The organism is Streptomyces sp. GQFP, from assembly GCF_021545335.1.
GTDB lineage: Bacteria > Actinomycetota > Actinomycetes > Streptomycetales > Streptomycetaceae > Streptomyces.
Window position 1 is genome coordinate 4410866 of record NZ_CP089312.1, and the last position, 23563, is coordinate 4434428.

Genomic DNA, 23563 nt, shown 5'->3' on the forward strand with positions numbered 1-23563 from the left:
CACGGCCGTCGGAGGGCCGGACTTGTTGCCGGATCGATCTACACGCGCCCTCTCGCTCTCTTCATTGAGCTCTCCTTCTTGGAGGCTTGATGGTGTGAGGCAGCCAGACAACCGCTACCAATACCGACTCGGAGGAGGCCAGAACTACGTGGATCGCCGTACTGCACACGCAGCAATGAGAAGGGCCCAGGTGCTGACACCCCTGGGCCCCACATCGATCTGGTCCGGCAAAGTTTCGATCCTCGGCCGCCACTCCAGACATCGTCCGTTAGGCGAGGCCGCCAGGTGATCTTCCAGAAGACCACAGGCTCATGGTGGCACGTCCAGAACAGAACGGCTTCGGTGCTGAACTCGGCTCCTAGAGGTTGAAGGCGCCCGGTTCCTCTGCCTCGTCCGGGTCGAGGCCCCGCTGCTCGTGGTAGGCATCGAGCCAGAGGATCAGGTCGCCTGTCACCGGCACGGCCAAGCCGGACCGCAGGGCCGCCTCCGCCTCGTGACGCGGTAGGGAGGCCGTGTGCTGCTGCAGACCGCGCAGGACCTCCGGTCCGCACGGACGATGCGGATCCCGCAGTCGGGCGACGGCCGTTTCGATCGCTTCCCGGTCCGCCTCACGGCGGACGACGACGGCCGGGACGCTGTGCCCGTCCTCGATCATCTCGAAGGCGTGGTCGACGGCAGGAAAGTCCAGACGGCGCCGCAGTTCCTCGATCTCCTCGCCCAGCCCCGGCTGTAGGGCGTAACGGACCGGGTAATAGCGCTCCAGCGCCCCCAGGTCGTCGGGGCGCGCGAGGTCCGGCCCGAAGAAGCCGTCCGTTGCCTGCACGGCCGCCCGGTACTCGGTTCCGCGCGGTTGTCCGCCTTTCGCAAGGCGGAAGATGACCACCGTGCCGGTGGACAGGCGCCCGTCGCGGTTGCAGCGGCCGGCCGCCTGCTGCATCGACTCCGCCGGCGCCCACGCCCGGTACACGCGCGGGAAGTCGAGGTCCACACCGGCCTCGATCAGGCTGGTGGACACGACCTGTACCGGCGCGCCGCCGGCCAGCAACTCCTTGATCCGGGCGATGACTTCGCGGCGGTGTGCGCCCGTCATCCGGGTCGACAGGTGCAGCACCTCCCCCTCAGCCACTCTCTGCTCAAGGTGACGGTGGAGGCGAGCCGCGTCCTTGGTGGTCGCCGTCACGGTCAGTACCTGCCGGTGCCCGGCCGCCTCGCCGGCGATGCTCTCCAGGGTGACGTCCTCACCGATCCGCCACTCGTAGGTGACCCGGCGCAGCGCGTCGAACAAGGGGGACGGGTCCTCCACGACCGCCCGCCGCTCGAGCCCCTGCCAGCGAGGCAGCTCCCAAAACGACGGCTGGGTGGCCGAGGCCAGCAGCACGGTGACCCCGAAGTGCTCGGCCAGCCCGCGCAGCCCGCTGAGGATCGGGGTGAGCAAGCGGTCCGGCAGGGACTGGACCTCGTCCAGCACGATCACCGAGCCGGCCAGGTTGTGCAGCCGCCGCGTCTGCGACGGCCGGTGCGAGAACAGCGACTCGAACAGCCGCACCGTGGTGGTCACCACGAACGGGGCGTCCCAGTTCTCCGCCGCCAGCCGGGCGGCATGTGCCTGCCGCTCCCGCTGCGCGCGCTCCGCCGCCGGCATCCCGTCCAGGGGCGTGTGCGCGTCGAGGTCCACGCCACTGTGGTGCTCCAGCACCACAGCCTCCTCGCCCGAGCCGGGATCCGGATCCAGCAGTTCGCGATACACGGAAGCGTTCTGCTCCGTGATGGACACGTAGGGCACGGCGAGCACCACGCGTCGCTTGCCGTGCACGGCCGCGTGCCGCAGGGCAAAACCCCCGGCAGCCAGCGTCTTGGCCCCGCCCGTGGGCACGTGCAGCACGTATACGCCGGGCTCTCTCAGGGCCGCGGTACACGCCTGCTCGTACACCGACTGCCGCACCGCATCCACCGGAGACGGCTCCCGGCCGGCCAGCATCTTCGCCCGTCGTGCCTCGTACCGTTCCACCAACGCGTCCATGTCCGCCGGCGCGCGCAACCGGACTGCGGTGCTGTCGAAGTGCGCGGAGGTATCCAGGAAGTCCGCATCGACCACGCAGCTGAACAGCATCCGCAGCAACAGGTCCAGCCCAAGCCGCCGCTCCGACTTGGGCAGATCCATCAACCATCCCGGCACAGCGGGCCGCGGCTGCGGATGGATCTCCGGAATCGCCTTCTCCACCGCCCCGATGGCTTCCTCGACCAGTTGGGCATGCTCCCCGCCGGGCTGGGCCTTCACCAGCTCGGTCTTCAACCTGTCCATGTCCGGCAAGCCCCCGTGGTGACCGAACACCACCGCGCCGAAGGCCAACTGCGTATAGCGGTGCGCCAGCAGCGTGCCAGCGTGCTTGTGCGAAGGGCCAACCCGGCCACCACCGCGGCGCTCCGCCTCCAAAAGCCGGCCCTGCCACAAACAAGTGCCCTTGCCCACATCGTGGATCAGCGCAAGGTACGCAGCCAACTCCCCCGCCCCGAACACCTCCCCGAACCGGCAAGCCAGCGCCGCCGAGCCACGCAGATGCTCCTCCAGCGAATGCCGGCTCCCAGATACGGCACTGCGACTGTGCGCGTACAACTGGCCTCCGGACGCAGCCATAACGAATCCCCAGGTCAAAGTGCAGTCACCGCTTGAATCTCGCGGAAGTGAAACGTATACGCCGCCACTGACATCGCCGGGGCCGCACAAGTAAAAACAGCCCGGAATACATGCCGGAGCCGATCGATTGGCTTGTTCAGGACACTGAACGCGAAGGGGAGGGCTGGAGCCGGTGAAGGATCTGAAGCTGTTTCGCGACGCGGACGGCAAGGCTGCCGAGATCCCGGGAGCGGCGGTGGACCCTTGGACCAGGACCTCGACGGCCTGAAGGATCGGTTCGTCCACCTCATCGACGTCGACGCGGTCGTTTCCCATATCGCGGAACCTACCGACGCCCCCGTTGAGCGCATCCGTGAAGTGCTTTCAACCTCGGAAGTCTGCGCCACCATCAGCGACCGCGCCTTTGACAACATGCAGGCTCACCTCGGGCGGTCCCCTTGCGAGATGTCGACGTTCCGCACAGGAGACCTCCAACGCCTGGCGCAAGAGTGGCTGGCCGGCTGGACCGAACCGTCGGTCGCCGTCCTCGACTCCGTCCGAGACATACAGACCTACAAGTTCGCCGAAAACGAGTGGTGCACCGCCACCGTCCGCTGGATTCTCGGCGGCCCGGCCTTGGTCCTGACTCCTAGCTTCGCCGTGGCGTCGGCCTGGAGCTCCTGGGAAACGCGCGTCCTGTTCACACCGCAGGACGGCTCCCGGCTGGTAGTCCTACTCAGCGGCCCCTCGGCTGAAGTGACATCGGCAGCAGCAACACGATTCCTGAACGCTGCCCCGAGTCGTCCCGAGGGGTTCCCCTCGCCACACCAGCACACGGACCTCCGGAAATTCAGCAGCATCGGCTTCCACGAACTGCCTGGCGACCTGGGCGCGGAATTCGAGGACATCGTGAACAGACTACTCGCCGTACACCCCACCGGAGAGTGACTGCTCCCTGGGGTGACTCTGCACGGCGCGGACTACCAACGCCCCTAATCGAAAGGGTAGTTGTCGAGCGCGCTTGCTGCACCCTTCGGCACGTAGGCCGCCGTCCCAGGCACGAGGTCAGCCGCATTTACCGCGCTGCGGCCGGATCACAGCCCGTTCATGCCAACCTCCGCCTATCATGGGGAAGATGCGAGGTGCAGGTGGTTCGGGGGGAGCATGGATCCGCAGTTGACGGTGATGGCGCAGACTGCGAGCGCCACCGTCGTGGCACTGATGGCGACCGACGTCTGGCAGCATACGCGCGACGGCGTTGTCGCCCTGTGGCGCCGTGTGCGCCCTGCCCAGGCCGACGAGGTTGGCAACGAGCTGGAGGTGACCCGGGCGGAGATCCTGGCTGCTCGCCAGGAAGGCGACACACTCAGCGAACAGGCTCTGGCGGGTGAGTGGCAGGGGCGGCTGCGCCGCCTGCTGATCGCCGATCCCGGCATCGCGCAGGAGCTGCTCCGTGTCCTGGAGGAGTCTCGCGCTCTGCTTCCCGCAGAGCAGGAGATCCCGGGCGCAGTGGTCCACATGCGTGCCGAGGTCTCCGGCAGCGGCCGGGTGTACCAAGCCGGGCGTGACCAGCACATCACCGAACGGTGACCGAGGGCGTGGAACCAAACTCGTCCGATGCGTCAGTGCCGCTCACCGCCGTGAGCGATCACGGTCGGCTGTTCCGCGCCGAGCGTGACCAGCACATCACCGAGTACCACACCCACATCGCCGCGACCCTCGGCGCCCTGGGGGATCAGCAAAGGGCGGGGCCGGACTCAGTACGCGTACCTCTGGCCGCCCGGATGCACTCACCGATCCGCGACCGGCGAGACCTCCGACGCGCGCTCCTGGCCGCCGTCCTGGGCAGCGAACCCGAGCCACAAGGCATCCACATCGTGCACGGCATGCCCGGCTGCGGGAAGACCGCCGTGGCACTGACCGTGTTCGACGAGGCGGTCGGCGGCCACGGGATCACCGGGTTGTGGGTGAATGCCTCCAGCACCACCTCGTTCCGCGCCGGAATGCTCGCCGTAGCCTCCGACCGAGGCGCCTCCCAGGACGAGGTCGACGCCGCCCGAGTCGGAAGACGCCCGGCGGCGGACCTGGTCTGGCACTACCTCGACCGCTCGGACGAACGCTGGATCCTCGTTCTCGACAACGCCGACGAACCCGCCATCTTCCAGGAACCGGGGTGGCTGCGCTCCAACCCACGCGGGACCGTACTCGTCACCACCCGGCACGGCGCCGCTCCGCTGTGGCACGGCGCCGCATCGCACCCCCTCGGCGTACTCGACGTATCGGACGCCGTCGATGTGCTGCTGGACTTCCAGGTCGGCGACACGGACCTGGCCGCGCTGGAGCAACTTGCGCACAGCCTGGGATGCCACCCGCTCGCCTTGATGCTGGCCGGCACCTACCTGGGCCAGCAGGTCCTGGAACCGGTAACCGTCCGCGACTACCTCCAGCGCCTGCGGCACGACCCGAGCACCGTCCTGGACCTGGGCGCCGAGCCCGGCGAACGCGATCTACGCCGCTTGATCAGCAGCACCTGGCAACTGTCGCTGGACGCCCTGCACCGGCAGGGCCTTCCCGAGGCAACCACGGTGCTCCGGGTGCTGTCGTGCTACGCACCCGATCCCCTGCCTGTCGGCCTACTCACCCCGTCCCGCCTGGACGCCACGGCCCTCGCGCAGGCGGACCCTCCTCTGGCTGGAGGCCGGGCCAACGCCGCCGTCAGGGGGCTGAAGTCCCAGTCACTCATCTCGCTCCAGGACGTTCCCGGAGATTCCGGCCGACCCACCGTACGTACCGTGCAGGCTCATGCCCTGCTCCTCGACACCGTCGCCGCCCGGATCCCGCTCGACCAACGCGACACCGTGCTCACCGCCGCAGCCGAACTCCTCTCGCAGCTCCTGGCCACGAGCGACGACCAGTACATCGACAGCCAGAGCCTGCGCCTGTTCGCTCCGCACGCGACGGCACTGCTGCGGCGCTCCGCCAGCACAAGCAGCCGGGCATTGGCGCCCGCGCTGGCCGTCGTCCGCGGGCTGCGCCTCCAAAGCTACGCCCGCGGCGACTACGCCACCGCCCATGCTCTGGGCGAAGCGGCTGCCGCCGCCACACGGGACGACGCGACGCCCGACGCGCTGGCCGACCGACACGAACTCGCCCGCACTCTCACCGGAGTTGGCCGGTTCGCCGAAGCCGCCGATCTCCACCAGGAAACCCTGGACACCCGCCAAACCCTCCTCGGCGCCGACCATCCCGACACCCTGGCCAGCGCCCACGCCCTCGGCCTCGCACTTTACGGACTCGGCAGATTCTCCGAGGACGAGCAGCACATGCGACATGCGGCAGACGGGCGCCACCGAGTCCTGGGGCCAGAGCACCCCGATACCCTGGAGAGCCGGGCCTGCCTCTCGGACGCCATCGGCGAACAGGGGCGCTGGGCGGAGGCCGAAGCCCTCGCCCGTCCCAACCTCGCGCTCAGCGAACGCGCCCTGGGCGCCGAGCACCCTCACACCCTCCAGAGCAGGATCGCCCTGGCCTGGGTGCTCTCCAGGAACGACCAGTTGGACGAAGCCGAAACCCTCGCCCGTACCACTGTCACCGGCGGCGAACACGTCCTCGGCCCAGAACACCCCCGAACCCTGAACGCCCAGGATCTCCTGGCCGGCATCCTCCTCCGCCAGGGCAACTGGCCCGAGGCGGAACACATCGCCAGGTCCGTGGCCGAAGCCCGCGAACGTATCCTCGGGCCGGAGCACCCCCACACCCTGGCCATCCAGACCCGGCTCGCCCGCATCCTCATCGGCGCCGGGCACCCCCGACAGGCACGGGATCTGGTAGCCCACACCCTCGCGGCCAGCACACGCGTACTGGGCCCCGAACATCCCGGCACACTCAGCTGCCGCGAGGTGTACGAATTGGCCACCACCGAAGAGCGCACATGAACGATTCTGATACCCGGCGAGGACACGCAGCCTTGAACAAAACGATCATCCGAGTCTGGCGTAAGAGCAGCTACAGCGGCAACGAGAACGCCTGCCTGGAGATACTTACCCCCCCCCACCGGGCCAGGCCCCTGTCCGGGACTCCAAAGACCCTGACGACTCAATGATCGTTTTCAGAGCTGGAGCGTGGCTCGAATTCATAGTCGCAGTCCAGCGAGGGGAGTTTCCGATCTAGTACTACAGCCGGAACGAACAGCCATGGTCAGGATCGTCCGCCTCCTCGTCCGGGGGCCCAGGATCCAGCTCCTCAGTGAAGGCACACGAAAGCCGAGCACGCGAAATCATCGGCCATGGCAAGAGGCAGGCGGCAGGCGGCAGGCGGCAGGCGGCAGGCCCAAGTTGCGCGGCTTCTGGGTCTCGTGCTCGGCGCGGTCGTCACACCCTGCGGTGCACTCTCTGCTCGCGTTCCGCCTCACCGAGCACGGCCCACCCCCGCTCGCCCTCCTCCCGCAATCCAGGCCATGGACGCGGCCCGCCACCCGGGTCACATGGAGCGACATCAGGTGCCATTCCTCTGCGTGGTGGGGGCCGCGGCTACGTGTAAGGGGTGACGGGGCTACTCGGCCCCGCTGTTCGTCTCGCCGTCGAGGTCCTCGGGCGTGACGGTGCGTCGGTATTGCGGGTGGTCCTTGTCCATCTGGAGAGCCGCGTGGAGGGGGATCGGGTAGCGGGTGCGGTGCTTCCAGGCGAGGGCCTGGTGGCAGAGCCTGGCGGCCACCATCATCAGTTCTCGGCGGTGGTCGGTGTTCACAGCGATCGGGAAGATCTCGGTGGCGGTCATGGCGTAGTAGTTCGCCTTGATCTCGTTCTTGCCCTTGTTCCACGACAGTGCGCCATAGCGGGTCTTCTTCGAGCCCTGCCTGCCGGCGCCGTTTCCGTCGAACTGGTGGGTGGTGTTGACCAGCAGCCAGGTGCACTGCTCGCCGAGATCCGGATCCGGGTCGATCCGGAAGACCTGTGTGGTGCGTTCCTTGGTCTTGACCTCGCTGTCGTTCTCGTCGGTGATGGTCACCTGTACCGGGCGCGGGACCTCCTCATCGGTGGTGTTGAGGCGAATCACGGCGGCCGGCCGGTACTTGGGGGCGATCGTGGAGCCCGGGAGCCAGGTGGTGTTGGGCTCGGGTGGCTGCCCCTGGGCCTTGTTGTTCAGGCCCTTCCACAGCCGTCGGCAGGCGAAGCCGTCCACCGTGACCGTGTACGGGGTGCCGCCCAGGTAGTCGGAAAGGTCTTCCAGCGCCTGGTCGATGACTTTGGCGGTGCTGGAGTAGCCGGCGAAGTTGTCCATGAATTCCGTCATCTTGCCTGCCGGGTAGTCGGCGGCATGGAAGGCGGCTTCGGCCAGGTGATATGGCCTCCAGGTGCGGTCGGTGTACGACCATCCGTGGAGCGTCCACGCACCGTCTTCCTCGGCGGGGGGCTTGAGGACGCTCGCGGAGACGGAGATCCGGGCGTCCCTCTCGCCCGGGCGGCGTGACTGCCTGCGGACGTGAACGCCGCAGTGCGCTACCCCGTCCGCGGGGAGCTTGCCAATGGGCTTGGTCAGAACGCGGGAGATTCGCCGGTCGATGAACCCGAGATTGCGGTAGAGGTCCATGAGGCAGGACAGGCTCTGGTGGTCCATGCCGGTGGACTTGTCAATGCCGGTCTGGACAGCCCTGTCGATGTACTGGACGACCAGGTCCATTTTGGCCAGGACGCGGTGAGTCTGGTGCTTGGCGTCTTCGCTGTCCTTCGGCCTCTGTGGGGAGCCCTTCTTCCCGTCGCCGTACTCGGTTTCCGCCCACACACCGACGATCTCCCCCGAAGCCGTCTTCAAGGAGAGCAGGTCGGCCGTGTGCGCAGACCGGCCGGCCGCGGGGCCATGCTGGAGGAATTCGGGAACGTGGTGGAAGACGACGCTGACCTGGGTGCCGTGCAGCGTGACGCTCTTGCCTTCGGCGGGGTTGAGGCCGACGGGGTCGAGTCTGTAGGCGCGGGCTAGTGCGTTGATCATCCGCTGACGGATTTCGTCGGTCGCCCACAGGCACACGATGCGCAGGTGCTTGAGACCCATGGCGTCCAGGGAGCGGGTGACGTCCAGCGGCTCCATGAGGACTTCGTCCTTCTTGGCCTGCTTGAAGTTGCCGCCCTCGAAGAAGCCGTACAACGGATGGCAGTTGTCACCGAGGGTGCTCTGGACGTGGTCGTACAGCCCCCGGTAGTAATCCATGCCGACACCCGAGCCGACGGGGAAGTAGAAGTTCTTGGACATGATGGGCCGCACTGTGCCCAGTGGCTGCGGAGCGGGCCTCTCCTCACCATTCTCCTGGGCTTGCTGGCGGGCCAGCCTGTCGGCCTGCATCTGCCGGTCGACCTCGTGGAGAACGGAGCGGCCCATGCCGAGCCGGGAGAGGGCTTGGAGGGCAAGCCTGTTGACGTTGCGCAGGCGGCCCCGTCCATCGAGTTCGACCTCGACCAGCGGCCGGTCTGCACGGTCTTGCTCGGCGAGGACGGTGCGGGCGAAGTCCATGGAGCTGCTGATACGGGTCGCCGAGGCGGAGACGAGGATCAGGGGGTCCTTCACATTGGGCTCGGTCTTCATCCGCAGCCGGATCCGTGGAAGGGCGAACCGGGTTCCGCTCTCGTCCGGCCACGGATCGTCCCATGCGACGAGGCCGCCCGCCGTGTCGGGGCGGAGCCGGACGGACAGGCCGTCGATCGCCCAGGGTTCGGCCGCGATCCGGCGGGCGAGGTCCCAGGCGACAGTCTCATACACCCAGTTGGGGGCGTCTGGCTGCCTGCTCGGCGAAGACCCCAGGTAGTCGGCCAGTGCGCGCTGTTCCTGGGTGGTGGAGGCGAACTTCTCCGCGATACTGACGGGCTGGTTCAGGTCGATGTCGTCGATGTCTTCGCCGGTCGCCAGTCCGTACAGCAGGGTGAAGACGTCGCGGACCGTGTCGTCGTCGATGGGGTCCCGGCTGGCCAGGATGGCTCGCTTGGCGTCGAGCCAGACGTACCCGCCGGTGAGGGCGCGAAGGGCCGTCGTCGCAACGGAGTGTGGGGCCTGGACCTCGTCCCGCCCTGCCCGTCGGCGGTAGGCGTTGTCGAAGGTGTTCCACAGCTTGACGCCAGCCGGGCCGCAGTCACGGACGTGGACGGAGGCGTCCGAGAGGAGGCTGCGCGTGACCCGGACGGCGAGGAGATCGAGACGCTGGGTCGCCTTGGGCGGGCGGGAGGACATAGGGACGGGTTCTCCTTCGAAGGTCATGCAGCAAGGTCGATTCCGGCGTAGGCAAGGAAGGCGGCGAGGGCTTCGCGGTAAATGTCCCTCATGCGGCGGCGTTCGTCCTCGTCCCAATTCTCGTGCATCCGCTTGAGGATGCTGGCGAGGTCGGCCTGCCACGAGTCGCGGTGGAAGGCGTAGTCCACGAGGTGCAGTGTCATGTCAGTTCCACCGCGCCGTGCTCGTCCAGCGAGCTGGATCATGTCCACGACCATGCCCGCGACGATCTCCTCCTGCAGGACCTTGTGAGTCGACCCGAAGCCGGGCGCGGAGCGCATGATCAGGCTGAGGCGTCTCCACGCCTCGGTGCGCGCGGCTGTGAGAGCGGTGACGGGGTCGTCGCTGGGCACCTTCGGCAGGCTGTTGAGGCCGGCGGCGTTGACCGAGGCGTACATCTCCGGAGGATCGCTCAAGAGCGCCAGGGGGCGGGTGCACAAATAGACGGGGGTGATCGCTGACTTGGTGCCGATGACGATGTTCAGGCCGCGGGCGATGCGTGCCATGGGCACGACGAGGATCTTTCCCTTGGTGGGGAAGGTCTCGAACTCCTCGGGTGTCAGTTCGACGATGCCGGCGGGTAGCGGTGGCAGGTCGCTGCGGCGTTCCTTGTCCGGTGGGACGGCGACGCACAGGCCGCCGGTGTAGTTGCCGGAGTTGTAGATACCCAGGGCGATGTAGCGGCAGTGCAGGTAGGAGTTGACTACCACGGCGGCGTGGGCGCGGTCCTTGTCTTCCTTCTCCAAGCGTTCGAGCTCCGGGTGGATGCGGGTGTCGTACAGGTTCTCACCGAGCGCTTTGAGGGCGGCGGCCTTGAGGTTTTGGGGGAGCCCGGAGATCTGGATCGGGTTGTTGAGGGAGTCGGTGATGGTGTGCTTCTTCGCGCGGATGCTGTCCGGCGCGGCGTCGGTCATCCACCACTTCACGGTGCTGTGAATGTGCTCGCGGACGGCCTGCGGGAAGTACGCGGTCGCTGACAGGCCCATCACGGGCCGCTCCACGCCGGCAAGAGCGAGGGAGACGATACTGCCGAGCTGGGCGGTGTAGGTGTGCGGGTCTCCGGTGATGCTCTGGGAGGTGAGCTCGCCGGTCTTGGCCGGGTCGTCCAGGCCGGTGACGCGGTAGCCGAACAGTGCGCGGCCGAGCATGCCGAACGGGAGAATGTTGGCTCCAATGCCTCGTTCGAGGCGTTCGGCGAGGGCGCGGGCCGATGCCAGACCGCTGGAGCGAAGTTGGGCCGTCTTACCTGTGAGGTCGTTTAGGGTGTCGTCCAGCTCGGACAGCCAGGTGCGGACGATGAGCAGTTCGACGGCCTCAGCGCGGTCGTGCTCGTTCTTGACGATGTCGCTGAGGATGTCGTCCAGGCGGTGCTGGGCGTGAGTGAGCAGATCGGTACCGCGGTGGCCAAGAAGGTCACCGAGGACGTCGCGGACTTCCAGGTAGTGGTCTTCCAGTTCCACGGTGCTGAAAGGGTCGTCGAGCGGGTCCTGGCCGGGCTTGGGCGGTCTGAGCGCGTTGAGCTTGTCGAACAGTTCTTGCGGGATCTCGTGTTCGTTGGTGATGCCTGATTCGGGAAACAGCAGGTGGATCAGGCGGCGGTCCCGGCCTCCGGAGATGTGCCATCCGGTGCTGTTCATTCCCGCACGGTCACCGACGGGGCCACCGTCGCCTTCGTAGTGCCGCAGGTGGAGTTGGCCTTCGCAGACGGCGGCCAACAGGAACTCGGTGAGGTAGCGGGCGTAGGTGACAGGTGGAACGAGTTCCTTGACCGTGGCGGGCGGCTGCTTGCCCAGCTCGTCGTGGAGCTGCTGGAGCGGGATCTTCTTGTCGAGGCGGGAGTCCAGGACCAGCTCGCTGGAGCACTTCCCGATGGCCGTGGACTGGAACTGGTCGATCTCGTCGATGAGGGTGGCATGGCAGCGGCGCAGCAGGAACTCGGCCACGCTCAGGCCGTCGGTGGGCCGACCGTCGAGGTCGATGCCGATGGGCATCCGGCCCATCATGAAGTTGTGGTGGTTGGTGACCACGACAGAGGCGGTGCACGCGTTGTGGTGTTGTTGGTACTTCCCGCACACCGGCACGAACGGGCAGCGTCGGGTTCCCTTGGCTGGGGGCAGCGGGTAGAGGCTCATGCAGGATTCCGAGCCGGCCGGGTAGGGGTGCGTGGACTCGGTGAAGCGGTTCAGCGAGCAGCCGTAGGAGAGCTGGCTGATCTTCCATCGGATCTTGGCCGGCTGCTCGGCGATCGAGCCCTCGATGCGGGAGGCGACCTTCATGGCCCGCTCGTGCAGTCCGTACGGTGACATCAGGGGTGTGCACGTCTCGGGGCGGCCAAGGTATGCGAGGTCCTGGCTGATGTCCCAGGCTGCCGCAAGCGTCGTCTCCACGGTGGGCAGGACGATCGCGAGAGTCCGCCTGTTGATGGCGAACCACGACGCCATGACGCGGACGAGAACGCTCTTCCCGGTACCGGTGGGGGCGTTGAAGACCTCGGTCGCGCCGGCGCAGAGGCGGATCATCTCCTTCGGAGAGATGGTGTCCGTGGTGTTGAGCTGGCCGAAGAGCGCCTTGAGGACCTGGTGCAGGTGTCGGCCTTCGGGCTTGAGTCGCTGATCCAACTGCCGGGCGAGGTCGAGTAGGCCGCTGGTAGGGATCTCGACGTTCGGGGTGTGGGCGGCGGTGTTCACCTGTGGTGGGCTCTGGCACGGGTCGGTTTCGGAGGTGCCCGCGAACGTGGGGAGAAGGGCGCGGCCCTGGATCTCCCCGATGCCTCCGGCGTAGAGCTTGCGTGTCATCCACACCCCGGCCCCGGCGGGCGTTGCAGGTTTGGGACGGGGGTGATCCTTGTGGACCCGTTTCAGGGTGCGGTCCACATAGCCCAGGAGATCGTCTCCGACCCGGGGCGAGGCTGCTTCCGCCACGGGCGGTTCGCCGACTGGAACGAACTGGGGGGCCTGCCCGGCAGGAGGTGTTGCCAGTCTTTTACGGGCTGCATGCGTGAAGGCCGGCGCGCTGGCGAATTCACCGGGGGCGTTGACGAGAACGTCCGCGAGTCGTTGCTTCTCGTCGTGCGGCAGGCTCGCCCAGGCCGACCACTTGTCGTACTGGCCGGACAGGAGGAATGCGGCGTGCCTGAACCTGGCGGTGGGCTGCCCGTGCTCGTCAGGCGGACCGGGGAAGTAGTGGGCGGCGAGCGCCAGCGCGCAGAAGACCGCCGCGTCGTCCTTGCGGAGCTTGCTTGTCAGGCCCATCGGACTCCCGCCCTTCTGCAGATCTTCTCGCCCATGTCACCTGCGGTGGCCACGTTCAGGCCGAACTCCGCGCACACCCCGCGCAGCAGGGGAAGAGAGGCTTCGCGGTGGTCGGGGACGACAATCCACTCCGCTCCACCGGCATCGCCGCCGTCAGCCTGGATCTTCTTCGCCAGCAGCTTCTCCGAGGTGAAGTCCTTGATGTCGAGCAGGAAGGACTCCGTCTCGTCGTCGCGGTGCCACACATCCACGTGCAGGTCATAGGCATCCTGGTAGGGCCACACGGTGATCGTGCCGGGACAATCGGCCCCGACGCCCAGGGCGACGGGGTTCATGTAGGGCTCGGGGGCGGCGACGAAACCGCGTGAGCGCAGCGCGCCGTACAGGGCGATCTCGACGAGGCCAGGAACGGTGGTGTAACGCCACGGTCCACGCGTCAGCGCGAGATACCCGGCGGCTGGCAGCGGCTGCGGCACGGGCCCTCGCAGGTCTGGGGCGAGGACGGACGCCGCTCCGGTAGGGGCCGGGGGCGGGGCGCCGGGGATCAGCGACGGCGGCTTCCCGGCGCCGGGGATCTTGAAAGTGTAGGAGGCCCCCATCAGCTCCGCGTGTGGCCGGTAGAAGCAGCGGACCCTGCCAGTGACCGTTTTGCGGGAACGGTGTTGGGTGACCTTCATCGGCCAGCGGCACACGGGGCAGGCGAACCACCACTGCTCGTAGAGCGCGGCAAAGCTAATGGGCCGGTAGAACTGGCCGACAACGCTGGGGAGGTTCAGCCGCCGCACCTCCGTCTCGGTCCCGGCCGGCATACGAGAAAGGTCGGAACGGCCCTTGACGTACGCCTCTTGGGTGCCTCGCTTCCGTAACCCCTCATAGACAGTGACCTGATCCATCTCCTGTTCGAGTTCCGCGAGGGATGTGGACCGGCCATCCCTGGTCGCCTTGCGGACGGCTCGCGCGACCTCCCTCTGTTCATGGTCCAAGTCGAACAGGTCCTCTTCGAACAGGCCGTCACCATTGATGAGGTGGACGCCAGTCATCTCCTCCGGCGGCACCCCATCGGGGAGGAGGAGGGCGAGTTCGCCGCTCAGCATCTGCAGGAAGGTGTCAAAGGGAAGCGGCTGGCCGGGTCCACGGACGGCGAGGACCTCCCCGTGGCCCTCCATCAGAGTGCGCAGGCGGCCTTCGGGAGACTGCTCGGTGTTCGTGAAGGCCTCGGCGGACATGGCCGCCGCCCGCATCACCATCTGCCGGACTACGTCATGACTGATCGGCTCGGTCACGGAAGTGAACATCACGCTTGGCAACATAAACCAGGGGTCTGACAATCGAGCGGCGATCGGGGCCGTTACAGCGAATCCGGGATGTTGACCTGGACATTTGGATAAGCAGTCTGATAGGCGGCGCGGTACGCGTTGATGTGCCGCCTTCCAGCCTCGGTGATCCGCCACCGGTACTCCCGGACGAACGTCCCTCGCCCCTTCTCGGTACGAACGGCGAAACAATCGATGTAACCCCGACTCGGTTTACCGTTGGGGCGGTAGTCGGTACCGAGGTAGTACTTGGCCTTGCCTCCCATCACGTCCTCCGGCAGCCCGTCTTGACCGGCGGCGGCGACCCTGGCCAAGTTGCCCCACAGCCACTCCGACAACATGTACTTGGGACGGCGCGGCGCAGGGGCAATGCCTAGTCCGACACGGGCACATGCCCGGCCCGCACGGGTCAGTTCCACCAGGACGCGGGTAACGAGACCGACCTCCGGAACGTCGATCCGATCTTCTGTGATCTCCAGAAGCCCTCTGCGAGCGAGAGCGTGCAGGGTGGCTCCAGCTCCGGCGTCGAGGCAGCCGTCGTCGCGAAGGCGTCTCTGAATCGTGGTGTACTCCGCGAACGGAAGCTCGGCTTTCATCGAGAACGGCAACTTGCGCCACGCGGAGGCCGGCCCTGGGTCCTGATAAGTGGACCGAGCCGCCCTGGCTCGGCGCTCCGCTTCCTGGTCCTCACGAAAGCAGGCGAGCAAGTAGCTACGCTGACGGCTATTCAGACCATCCCACATCGCGTCGGCCTTCTTCCGCAGGGTGCATCACATCCAGAGTTATCGTCTGGCGACCACCCGGGTGGCTGGCAGCACCCAGGCGACGTTCCTACGCCCCAGAGCCACGCCGAAATCAGCCGCCCCCGCGCCGCCTTTCGGGCCGCGCGGGGGCGGCTTAGCAGCATGCCAGTCAGGCTACGGCAGCCCAGTGACAGCCCTCGGGCTGAGGTTCCCCCGCTGTGCGGGAGTGGCTGACTAGCAGGTCAGGGCGGGTTGACGTGGTTTCAGGTTCACTGGTTCGGCCGTTGCCTGGTCGGCGTAGTGCTTCTCCTCGAACTCGACGGGGCTGAGGTAGCCGAGACGCTTCTGGATGCGGCGGGGGTTGTAGAAGCCGTCGATGTACTCGAAGAGCGCGAGGTTCGCCTCGGCCCTGGTCGCGAAGACGCGGCCGCGGATGCACTCGGTCTTGACCAGCATCCACAGGTTCTCGGCCAGGGCATTGTCGAAGGAGTCGCCGACCGAGCCCATGGACGCCTGGATCCCTGCTCTGACCAGGCGTGTTGTGAGCTTGATGGATGTGTATTGCGTGCCGTGGTCGGCATGGTGGACGAGTTTGCCGGGGGCGACCTCTCGGCTGGCCAGCGCGTACTCGAGCGAGGTGAGGACCAGGTCGGCGTCCGCGTGGGCGGAGGTCTCCCAGGCCACGACTCTGCGGGAGAAGGCATCGCGGATCGCCGACAGCCACAGTGGCCCCTCCAGGGTGGGGATCATGGTCAGGTCGGTGACCCACAGCCGGTTCGGTGCGGGTGCCGTGAAGTCGCGTTGCACCAGGTCAGGGGCGAGATCGGCGTCCGGGGTCGCGGCGGGTGAAGCCCTTGCTCCTGCGGGGGCTGATCCCGGCCAGGCCGGCCTGGCGCATGAGCCGCTCGACCCGCTTGCGGCCGACGTGGACGCCCTCGCGCTTCAGGACGGCATGGATCCTGGGCGATCCGTAGATCCCGCCGGAATCCTGGTGGATCTGCCGGATCTGCCCGGTCAGCTCGGTGTCCTGGCGGATTCGCTCGCAGGGGTCCTTCTCGGCCTGGCGCCAGCGGTAGTAGGTGGAGGAGGGGATGTGCAGTTCCCGCAGTACGGGCTCGACCCCCAGGTGCGGGTGCTCGTCGAGGAGCGCTCTCACCTGGGCCGGGTCGGGTCGAGCTGCGCGGCGAAAAAAGCCGAGGCCGTCCGCAGGACCTCATTGGCACGGCGCAGGTCCCGCACCTCGCGCCGCAGCTGGGCGAGCTCGTTCTTCTCTTCGGTGGTGAGCAGGTCATCCCGCTCGCCGGCATCGGCCTCGGCCTGCCGGATCCAGTTCCGCAGGGCTTCGTGATGCACGCCGAGTTCCTCGGCCATGCGGCGGATCACGGGCTTCGGCTCGGCAGTCCGGTACATCCGCACCGCACGCTCACGCAACTCCAGGGGGTACTTCCTCGGGGCAGGCATCGTCTGGGCTCCTCTCATGAGACCCATCTGACCTGCTGTCACCTTTCCTCGCATCTCGGGGGAACCTCAGGCAGCGGATCCCGCGAGACGCTGCTCAAGCGGGTGAATCAGGAACAGATCGGCTCCGCCGTCCTGTCGGGGACATTGACAGGGTCAGCCAGCGGTTCCGTGCCCCCAGGAATAGATCGAAGCTCTGACGGATTGTTCCGTAGTTGGCTCGGACGCAACAGGGGGAACCGCTGGTGAGCGAACTGAAGCTGTTCCGGCACGACGCCGACGGCCGGGACGTCGAGCTACGCGGTTCGACGATGGCTCTGGAGGTCGAGCTACAGCGCCGGATCGAGGCCAGCATGGAGGCCATGCTCGGCATCCGTTTCCTCGCGTCGGAGTACCCGACTGGGCCTTGGCACCGGGGCCGGGTCGACTCGCTCGGCCTGGACGAGAACGGCACGCCTGCGCTGATCGAGTACAAGAAGGGCGCCGACAGCGGTGTCCTCTCACAAGCCGTCTCCTACCTGTCGTGGCTGGACTCCGCACGTCACGAGTTCGAGGCGCTGGTCAAGGAGAAGCTGGGTTCCGAGGCCGCCGAGTCGATCGACTGGCGGAACCCGCGGATGGTCTGCATCGCGGCCAGTTTCTCGCACCACGACCGGGTCGCGGTAAAGCGCCTGCGCGAGCGGGTCGACCTGGTGCGCTACCGCGTCTTCGACGGCGGGCTGCTGAGCTTGCTGCTGGTCGAGTCCGCCTCTGGGTCTCCCAGCCCCGCTCCGGCTCGGCAGCAGAATCGGCAGAGGGAGGTGGCGGCCGGTGCCGGCATCGGCTCGTTTCAGGCGCCCCCGGGTGCGGCTCCCGCTTGCCTGCAGGACCTGTATGCCGAGTTGGACGAGGCCCTCACCGCCTGGGGCGAGGTCGAGGTGGCTCAGCTTCGGCACTACATCGCCTACCGCCGGATGGTGAACGTCGCCTCCGTCGTCTTCCGTCCGAAGCACGAGGCAATCCTGGTCTACCTCAGGGTCGACCCGGACACGGTCGAGTTGGAGGAGGGCTTCTCGCGCGACATGCGCGGTATCGGACACCTCGGGACCGGCGACCTGGAGGTGCGTATCGTCTCGGCAGCCGACCTGGAGAAGGCTGGGCCGCTGATTCGGCGGGCGTTCGAGGCGGCCTGACGCAAGAGGAAGGGCGGCTGGTGCGTCGGTTTCTCGATGCACCAGCCGCCCTCATCCGTCTGCGGTCCGTCGGCCCTGGGCCGGTCGCTCTCACGCTCATGCCTCCGGTCCTGCCAGGACGAAGTCGTCCTGGGTCAGCTCCGCGCGGAGCCTCGCCTCGGCGACGTCGGCGTAATGCGCGGAGAGCTCGACGCCCACGAACTGCCGGCCCTCGCGCAAGGCGGCTACGCCTGTGGAGCCGCTGCCTGTGAAGGGATCGAGGACGGTGCCGCCTTCGGGGCAGATCTGCACGAGCTGCTGCATGATCTCGACCGGCTTCTGGGTGATGTGGACGCGGTCCTTGCGGGGCTGGGAGGCGATGAAGTGGCCGGGCAGATAGAGGTCCCGGTCCTTTTCGAGGCTGCCCTTGACGCCCCAGACGATGAACTCTGCCGACTGCTTGAACCCGCCCTTTCGGGGCCGGCTGGCGGGCTTGATCCAGGGGATCGTTCCGCTCCAGGTCCAGCCCGCCATCTGCAGGGCATCGGACGTGGTGGGCTCCTGGCGCCAGTCGGAGAAGACCATGGCGACGGAGTGCTCGGTCGCGGCCCGGTACGCCTCGGTGAGCAGTGCGGTCAGCCAGCTTCGATAGCTCCGCTGGTCGCGGTTCTCGCCCGGGAAGTTCTGCAGGTCGTGCGCCGATCCTGCCGTGACGTACTTGGCGCGGGCGGTGCGGCCGGTGCGGTCCGAGCTGGTGCGTCCGCCGGAGTTGTACGGGGGATCGGTGATGACGGCGTTGACGCTCTCGTCCGGGAGGGTTTTCAGCACGGTGAGGGCGTCGCCTCGGTGCAGCGTGTAGCTCATGTGCGGGGCCTCTTTCAGGGCACGACGGGAATGGGCCCGCTCCGGACGGCGGTCAACAGCACGCGGTCGGAGCGGGATTGCGCCGGAGGTTAGCCGCGATTTCCGGCCGCGCCTAACCCCGGGTTCGACGTAATTCGGGGGCCCTGGAGGTCCTGCGGGCCTGAAGGTGCAGGTCACGGGGTTGGCGGTCGTTCCACGGCCCGGAAGTGCCTAGAGACGCGATTTTCGTGATTCTCCTGCGCTGGCCTGGGCATGGCTCATAAGGTCTGGAGTCGTGTACGTGAAGACGACGAAGCGGGAGAACAAGTCCGGCACGGTCCGGTACCTGCACCTGGCCCACAACGAGTGGGACCCGGCCAAGGGGCGGGCGGTGCCGAAGGTGCTGTTCACCTTCGGGCGCGAGGACCAACTCGACCGTGATGCGGTCAAGCGCCTGGTCGCGTCTCTATCGAGGCTGCTGGAGCCGGGCGACGCACTGGCCGCGACGGCTGCCTGCGACCTGGAGTTCGTCTCCTCGGTGCCGTTCGGCGGCACCTACGTGCTCGACCGCCTGTGGCACCGGCTGAGGATCGACCAGATCGTGGGCCGGGTCGGGCAGCCCAAGCGGGGCCGGCGCCGGGACATGACCGCCACCGAGCGTGTGCTGTTCGCCCTGGTCGCCAACCGGGCCCTGGCCCCGTCGTCCAAGCTGGCCGCCGCCGACTGGATCACCCACGACGCACACATCGACCAGCTGGCCGAGATCGGCGAACAACCCTGCTACCGGGCAATGGCCTGGCTCCACGAGGTGACCGCCGACCTGGAGAAGCAGGTCTTCGACGAGGTCGCGAACCTGCTGAACCTGGAAGTGGACCTGCTGTTCTTCGACACCACCAGCACCTACTTCGAACTGGAGGAGCCCGACGAGCCCGTCGCCCGCGATGACGCCGGCCGACCGTTCGGCGACGGGCCGGGGGACAACGCGGCCAAGGCCGGGTTCCGCACCTACGGCAAGTCCAAGGACTCCCGCGACGACCTGCCGCAGATCGTCATCGGCATGGCCGTCACGAGGGACGGCATCCCGGTCCGCTGCTGGTGCTGGCCCGGCAACGCCTCCGACCAGACGGTGATCCGGCAGGTCAAGGACGACATGCGGGACTGGACCCTCAGCAAGATCGTATGGGTGACGGACCGCGGCTTCTCCAGCGCCGAGAACCGCCGCTACCTGCGAAGCGGCAACCACGCCTACATCATCGGCGAGAAGCTCCGCTCCGGATCCCCCGAGGTCAGGGCTGCCCTGTCCCGACAGGGCCGCTACACCGAGATCGCCGAGAACATGCGCGTAAAGGAGGTGCGGATCAGCGACACCGACCGGTTCGTGATCTGCCACAACCCCGAGGCCGCCGAGCGCGACCGGCACACGCGCGAGCAACTCATCACCCAACTCGCCGAGTTGACCGCCGACACCGACAAGCTCAGCGACTTCAAGCGCGGCGAACTACGCGGAAAGATCGCCGGCAAGCCCGGACTGAACCGCTACCTGCGCGCCACCCCCGCGGGCAAGCTCCGCATCGACACCGCCAAGATCAAGGCGGAGGAGAACCTCGACGGCAAGTACCTCCTGCGCTGCTCAGACCCCCACCTGAGCGCCGAGGACATCGCGCTGGGCTACAAGCAACTCCTCGAAGTCGAGCGCGGCTGGCGCGACATGAAGCAGATCATCGACCTGCGGCCCGTCTACCACCGACTCGAAGAACGCATCCGCGCCCACGTCGTCCTGTGCTGGCTCGCCCTCCTCCTCATCCGCATCATCGAGACCCAGGCCGACACGACCTGGCCCCAGGCCCGCCGCGAGCTCCAACGCCTCCACGTCGGAACCTTCACCGGCCCCACCGGCACGTTCCAGCAGGTCACCGGCCTGACCAAGCCGCAGGCCGACCTGCTCGCCAAGCTCGGCATCCCCCACCCCAAGCAGGTCCTCGACCTCCAGGCCACATCTCACTGACCAGCCGAAATGCCACCGCCTAGAGAAACGCCCTCCAGGCGGCCACACCCATGTCCGCCCAGTTCAGAGCCCAGATTCGATCCTCCAAGTCACCGAATTACGTCGAACCCGGGGCTCAGCACCCCGCTCCTACGCCAGCGAGGGGCAGCACCCCCACGATCGCGTGCTCGCCGACCTATCCGCCCTCGCGACCAGTGGCCAGGACAGGCTCAGTGCCATCAATCGCGAGATACGTCTCAGCAGTCGTTCCCTCCAAAATCTCCCTTTCTTCGGGATCTTCCAGTGCCAGCCGTGCCTCCCGGCCGTGCAGCAGGTCGCCCCAAGCCTGTGCGTCTGCCCGCGCGAATCCGCGCCGTACCTCCGCACGGAGACGTGGACCACGTTCCTCCTCCTGCTCGTAGTAGGCGCTGCGGGCAGCACGGCTATACGCCTCTCTCTCTTCATCATCGGCGCGGTGACGCAGGCTACGAACGTCCGGAGGAAATGGAGACTCAGTAACCGGCATGTCGGCCTGGGCTTGGTGCAGTGCGGCGCACGCGGAGAAAAGCCTGCGGGACATGCCCAGGTGCACGCCGGTCCCAGGTAGACGGGCGGCGATGAAGTCACTGGCGTCTTTGCGTGATCGCAGCGCGCTCTCGCTGGACACCGACTCGGAACGCAGACGGCGTCGGATCTCCCGTGTCGGCTCGTCGCGCTCCAACGGAGTGAGAATGCCGGTGCGGTGCAAGGGCCGCGCGGAGCGGGCCTGGCTGACAGCGATGAGGCGGAGATCTTCTACCGCTCCGAAGGCGATGGCCCGGTAGGCCATTAGCTGGGACCGAGCCACGGTCAGCAATGCCTCGGTGTCCGAGGCGATGTGGTCCTCGGCCCCGTCCGGCGGCGGCCCAAGTGGTGAGAGCACGCCTCCGGCCCCAGGCGATAGAGGCGTGATCACGCTGCTGTCCACAGTCATGAACAGATGGTCGTCCTCCCATCTGTCCCGACGTGGCAGAGACGTGCCACAGAGCACCTGCCGATGGGGGACGGTCATGAGCTTGGTGCCGCCGTTCAGCTGCTCTATGCCCTCAATCAGGCCCGTTTTCCCCAAGTGGCGTCTCGCCTTGGCCTCGATAAGCCAAGGCTGATTTTCCATGAGGTGCGAGCCCCATAGGTCCGGAAGACTTTGACTCGCGTCCAGAAAGCCTGGGTGGTCCCCTGGGCCGCCGACCTCGATGTGTCGCGTGTTTCCCATGCCTGACATACCGACACACGCCCACTGCGCCATAGTCATCCCCAGGTGGTAGGCGAAGGCAGCGTGTGCACTGCGTTCGGTCCCATGCTGGTAGATCGCACTGACGAAAAGTCTTCTGCCGGCAGCGGCGGGGGGCCCAGGTACGTCCTTCATGCACAGGTACGCCTGCAGTGGCGCAACCCGGGCGATGAACTCGTTCACGGCCAGCCATGGCGTCTTACGAAGCCATGGAGCGAGATCTCGCCCGACATCCTTGGCTGCGTGCAGGATCTGTCGCCACGTCGTTGAGGCTAGATAGTCACCGTCTGTCGGCAACTGGGCTACGGCGGGCCATGAGGCCTCAGCCCCCTTCCACTGCTTCTCGGGAGGACGCCGTAACTCCCCAGCGCTGCGTACAACTACTGGCACATCTACGGCATCGGCGACGTCGAAAAGGAAGTCAGCGGCGTTCTTGGGCGGCGACATGACCATGGAGCGCAGTTTGCCAGGTCGGCCCCGGACTTCTGGTCGGTTGGCCGCGACAGCCCGCTTCGCGGATCACTGCAACTCAGAAGCGCTGCAATGCATTTGAGTGACGCATACACTATGAACCTGCGGTGGAAGCTACTGATCCGCCTTGGCCCGTAGGCCCCTGGTGATGCCGACGTCTTGGCTCATAGCGACGAGGACCAGGCGATCGAGATCCTCTTGCTCGTGGGGGACCCCACAAGGGCAGATGCTCCAGTGGCCGCTGTCGACCCGTCCGAGCACACGCTCGATGAGGTCAGCAAGCTCGTCCAGCACTCCCACCGGCACCTCGACCAATTCGCTGCCGCTCGCCGACACCGTGGCGGAACCAAGTTCGGTCACCAGGTCCATAACGTGAGCTGCCGACCGGCTGTCGCGGTTGGCCGCCGCGTACTTTCCGGCCTGCGCCCCGGCCATCACCAGGCGTCCCAGAGCCATGGTGGGCACTTCCACTGTGCGTGCATCCAGCCGGACCGGGCGCACGGCGTGGACAGCGGAAGCATCCTCGTTGGAGTCGTCCGCCGCAGCCGCGATCGCGTCAGCGACCACCTCCGGCGAGACCAAGTGGACTGCCTCCTCGGGGTCCAGCCCCACCTTCTCGGCAGCCGTGTTGACCACGTACGCCACCACATCCCGGACCGCCACCGGTTCGACCTCAAGGCCGCGCGTCAGCAGCACTGCAGTGGTCTGGGCCACCAGCGCCTTGAACCGTGTGCCGCTCTTGATATCCACCATAAGGACCCAGCGTAGAGGGGGCCTTTGTTGGACTGCTACAAAGTCATCCGGACGAGAGGGAGCAGCTCGTCGCGATCGGTTCAGCGCCCCGTGAGGCTGTAGCTCAACCGTCGTCGAGCCGCCGCCGCACCGTCGCTGCGCCAATGGCCTCCCCTCGGCCTCCCCTCACCTTCGCCGGGGGAAAGCAGTGCTCACCGCCTCCGGCACACAAGGTCAAGCGCAAGCAAAAGGCCCAGGTCAACGGGTATCTGACCTGGGCCTGGAAAGAGCCGCCTTCGGGATTCGAACCCGAGACCTACGCATTACGAGACCAGCGGGATTCGTGACGGCTAGTTCCACTTCGTGCCGCCCGGTGCTGTTCTGCCTGATCAGAGCACATGCGAACAGTTCCGCCGTGACACCCTGTGTTATCCGGTCCAAAGGCGTCCGGCCGCACTGTGGCCGCACATGGCCACACC

The 23563-nt window shown here is 67.1% G+C and carries 17 protein-coding genes; 6 read left to right on the forward strand and 11 right to left on the reverse strand.

All coding sequences use genetic code 11. The features are described from left to right. Positions 1 to 358: 358 nt before the first annotated feature. Positions 359 to 2635, reverse strand: coding sequence for a CRISPR-associated endonuclease Cas3'' (locus tag LUX31_RS19455; RefSeq protein WP_235476055.1), 2277 nt, complete (start codon positions 2633 to 2635; stop codon positions 359 to 361). A gap of 243 nt (positions 2636 to 2878) precedes the next feature. Between LUX31_RS19455 and LUX31_RS19460 the strand changes: the two genes are divergently transcribed. From LUX31_RS19460 to LUX31_RS37700, 4 genes are all read left to right on the forward strand, one after another. Then, a complete protein-coding gene (locus LUX31_RS19460; protein WP_235476056.1) occupies positions 2879 to 3562 on the forward strand; it encodes a hypothetical protein in 684 nt (227 codons plus the stop codon). 216 nt (positions 3563 to 3778) lie between these two features. After that, on the forward strand, positions 3779 to 4204 hold the full coding sequence (locus tag LUX31_RS19465; protein WP_235476057.1) for a hypothetical protein: 426 nt from the start codon (positions 3779 to 3781) through the stop codon (positions 4202 to 4204). A gap of 50 nt (positions 4205 to 4254) precedes the next feature. Next, a complete protein-coding gene (locus LUX31_RS19470) occupies positions 4255 to 6549 on the forward strand; it encodes a tetratricopeptide repeat protein (RefSeq protein ID WP_235476058.1) in 2295 nt (764 codons plus the stop codon). 163 nt (positions 6550 to 6712) lie between these two features. Then, positions 6713 to 6784 (forward strand): hypothetical protein, encoded by a 72-nt coding sequence (locus LUX31_RS37700; RefSeq protein WP_328285733.1) that lies wholly within the window; start codon positions 6713 to 6715, stop codon positions 6782 to 6784. Between the two features lie 381 nt (positions 6785 to 7165). On the opposite strand, the gene LUX31_RS19480 is transcribed toward LUX31_RS37700, so the two are convergent. The 7 genes from LUX31_RS19480 to LUX31_RS19510 all read right to left on the reverse strand — a co-directional run bounded on the left by LUX31_RS19480 (position 7166) and on the right by LUX31_RS19510 (position 16636). Then, complete coding sequence (locus tag LUX31_RS19480; protein WP_235476059.1) at positions 7166 to 9829, reverse strand: RNaseH domain-containing protein; 2664 nt, start codon at positions 9827 to 9829, stop codon at positions 7166 to 7168. Between the two features lie 23 nt (positions 9830 to 9852). Beyond that, complete coding sequence (locus LUX31_RS19485) at positions 9853 to 13119, reverse strand: hypothetical protein (protein ID WP_235476060.1); 3267 nt, start codon at positions 13117 to 13119, stop codon at positions 9853 to 9855. Then, on the reverse strand, positions 13110 to 14414 hold the full coding sequence (locus LUX31_RS19490; protein ID WP_235479981.1) for a restriction endonuclease-related protein: 1305 nt from the start codon (positions 14412 to 14414) through the stop codon (positions 13110 to 13112). Before LUX31_RS19490 ends, LUX31_RS19485 begins: the two co-directional genes overlap by 10 nt. A 53-nt stretch (positions 14415 to 14467) precedes the next feature. After that, the gene (locus LUX31_RS19495; protein WP_235476061.1) at positions 14468 to 15028 is read right to left on the reverse strand and encodes a hypothetical protein; all 561 of its coding nucleotides are present in this window, start codon (positions 15026 to 15028) and stop codon (positions 14468 to 14470) included. Between the two features lie 381 nt (positions 15029 to 15409). Further along, the gene (locus LUX31_RS19500; RefSeq protein ID WP_235476062.1) at positions 15410 to 15982 is read right to left on the reverse strand and encodes an IS3 family transposase; all 573 of its coding nucleotides are present in this window, start codon (positions 15980 to 15982) and stop codon (positions 15410 to 15412) included. 4 nt (positions 15983 to 15986) lie between these two features. Next, positions 15987 to 16331, reverse strand: a complete 345-nt coding sequence (locus LUX31_RS19505; protein ID WP_235476063.1) for an IS3 family transposase — start codon at positions 16329 to 16331, stop codon at positions 15987 to 15989. Then, positions 16328 to 16636 (reverse strand): transposase, encoded by a 309-nt coding sequence (locus LUX31_RS19510; RefSeq protein ID WP_030053558.1) that lies wholly within the window; start codon positions 16634 to 16636, stop codon positions 16328 to 16330. The genes LUX31_RS19505 and LUX31_RS19510 overlap by 4 nt, the downstream gene beginning before the upstream one ends. A gap of 242 nt (positions 16637 to 16878) precedes the next feature. Between LUX31_RS19510 and LUX31_RS19515 the strand changes: the two genes are divergently transcribed. Further along, complete coding sequence (locus tag LUX31_RS19515; RefSeq protein ID WP_235476064.1) at positions 16879 to 17805, forward strand: DUF5655 domain-containing protein; 927 nt, start codon at positions 16879 to 16881, stop codon at positions 17803 to 17805. Between the two features lie 96 nt (positions 17806 to 17901). Here LUX31_RS19515 and LUX31_RS19520 read toward each other — a convergent pair whose 3' ends face one another. Beyond that, positions 17902 to 18648 carry a DNA-methyltransferase gene (locus LUX31_RS19520; protein ID WP_235476065.1) on the reverse strand — a complete coding sequence of 249 codons (747 nt, stop codon included), beginning with the start codon at positions 18646 to 18648 and terminating at the stop codon, positions 17902 to 17904. 274 nt (positions 18649 to 18922) lie between these two features. Between LUX31_RS19520 and LUX31_RS19525 the strand changes: the two genes are divergently transcribed. Then, entirely contained in the window at positions 18923 to 20632 is a 1710-nt protein-coding gene (locus LUX31_RS19525) for an IS1634 family transposase (protein WP_443045979.1), read from the forward strand. 175 nt (positions 20633 to 20807) lie between these two features. Here LUX31_RS19525 and LUX31_RS19530 read toward each other — a convergent pair whose 3' ends face one another. Further along, the gene (locus tag LUX31_RS19530; RefSeq protein ID WP_235476067.1) at positions 20808 to 22334 is read right to left on the reverse strand and encodes a hypothetical protein; all 1527 of its coding nucleotides are present in this window, start codon (positions 22332 to 22334) and stop codon (positions 20808 to 20810) included. A 132-nt stretch (positions 22335 to 22466) separates the two neighbouring features. Next, positions 22467 to 23105, reverse strand: coding sequence for a hypothetical protein (locus LUX31_RS19535; protein WP_235476068.1), 639 nt, complete (start codon positions 23103 to 23105; stop codon positions 22467 to 22469). Between the last annotated feature and the right edge of the window lie 458 nt (positions 23106 to 23563).

Coding starts and splice junctions, on each gene's coding strand:
- LUX31_RS19485 (WP_235476060.1), bottom strand. CDS start 13,119: ATGGGCCTGACAAGCAAGCTCCGCAAGGACGACGCGGCGGTCTTCTGC.
- LUX31_RS19535 (WP_235476068.1), bottom strand. CDS start 23,105: ATGGTGGATATCAAGAGCGGCACACGGTTCAAGGCGCTGGTGGCCCAG.
- LUX31_RS19490 (WP_235479981.1), bottom strand. CDS start 14,414: ATGTTCACTTCCGTGACCGAGCCGATCAGTCATGACGTAGTCCGGCAG.
- LUX31_RS19510 (WP_030053558.1), bottom strand. CDS start 16,636: ATGCCTGCCCCGAGGAAGTACCCCCTGGAGTTGCGTGAGCGTGCGGTG.
- LUX31_RS19520 (WP_235476065.1), bottom strand. CDS start 18,648: ATGAGCTACACGCTGCACCGAGGCGACGCCCTCACCGTGCTGAAAACC.
- LUX31_RS19455 (WP_235476055.1), bottom strand. CDS start 2,635: ATGGCTGCGTCCGGAGGCCAGTTGTACGCGCACAGTCGCAGTGCCGTA.
- LUX31_RS19480 (WP_235476059.1), bottom strand. CDS start 9,829: ATGTCCTCCCGCCCGCCCAAGGCGACCCAGCGTCTCGATCTCCTCGCC.
- LUX31_RS19465 (WP_235476057.1), top strand. CDS start 3,779: ATGGATCCGCAGTTGACGGTGATGGCGCAGACTGCGAGCGCCACCGTC.
- LUX31_RS19530 (WP_235476067.1), bottom strand. CDS start 22,334: ATGGTCATGTCGCCGCCCAAGAACGCCGCTGACTTCCTTTTCGACGTC.
- LUX31_RS19495 (WP_235476061.1), bottom strand. CDS start 15,028: ATGAAAGCCGAGCTTCCGTTCGCGGAGTACACCACGATTCAGAGACGC.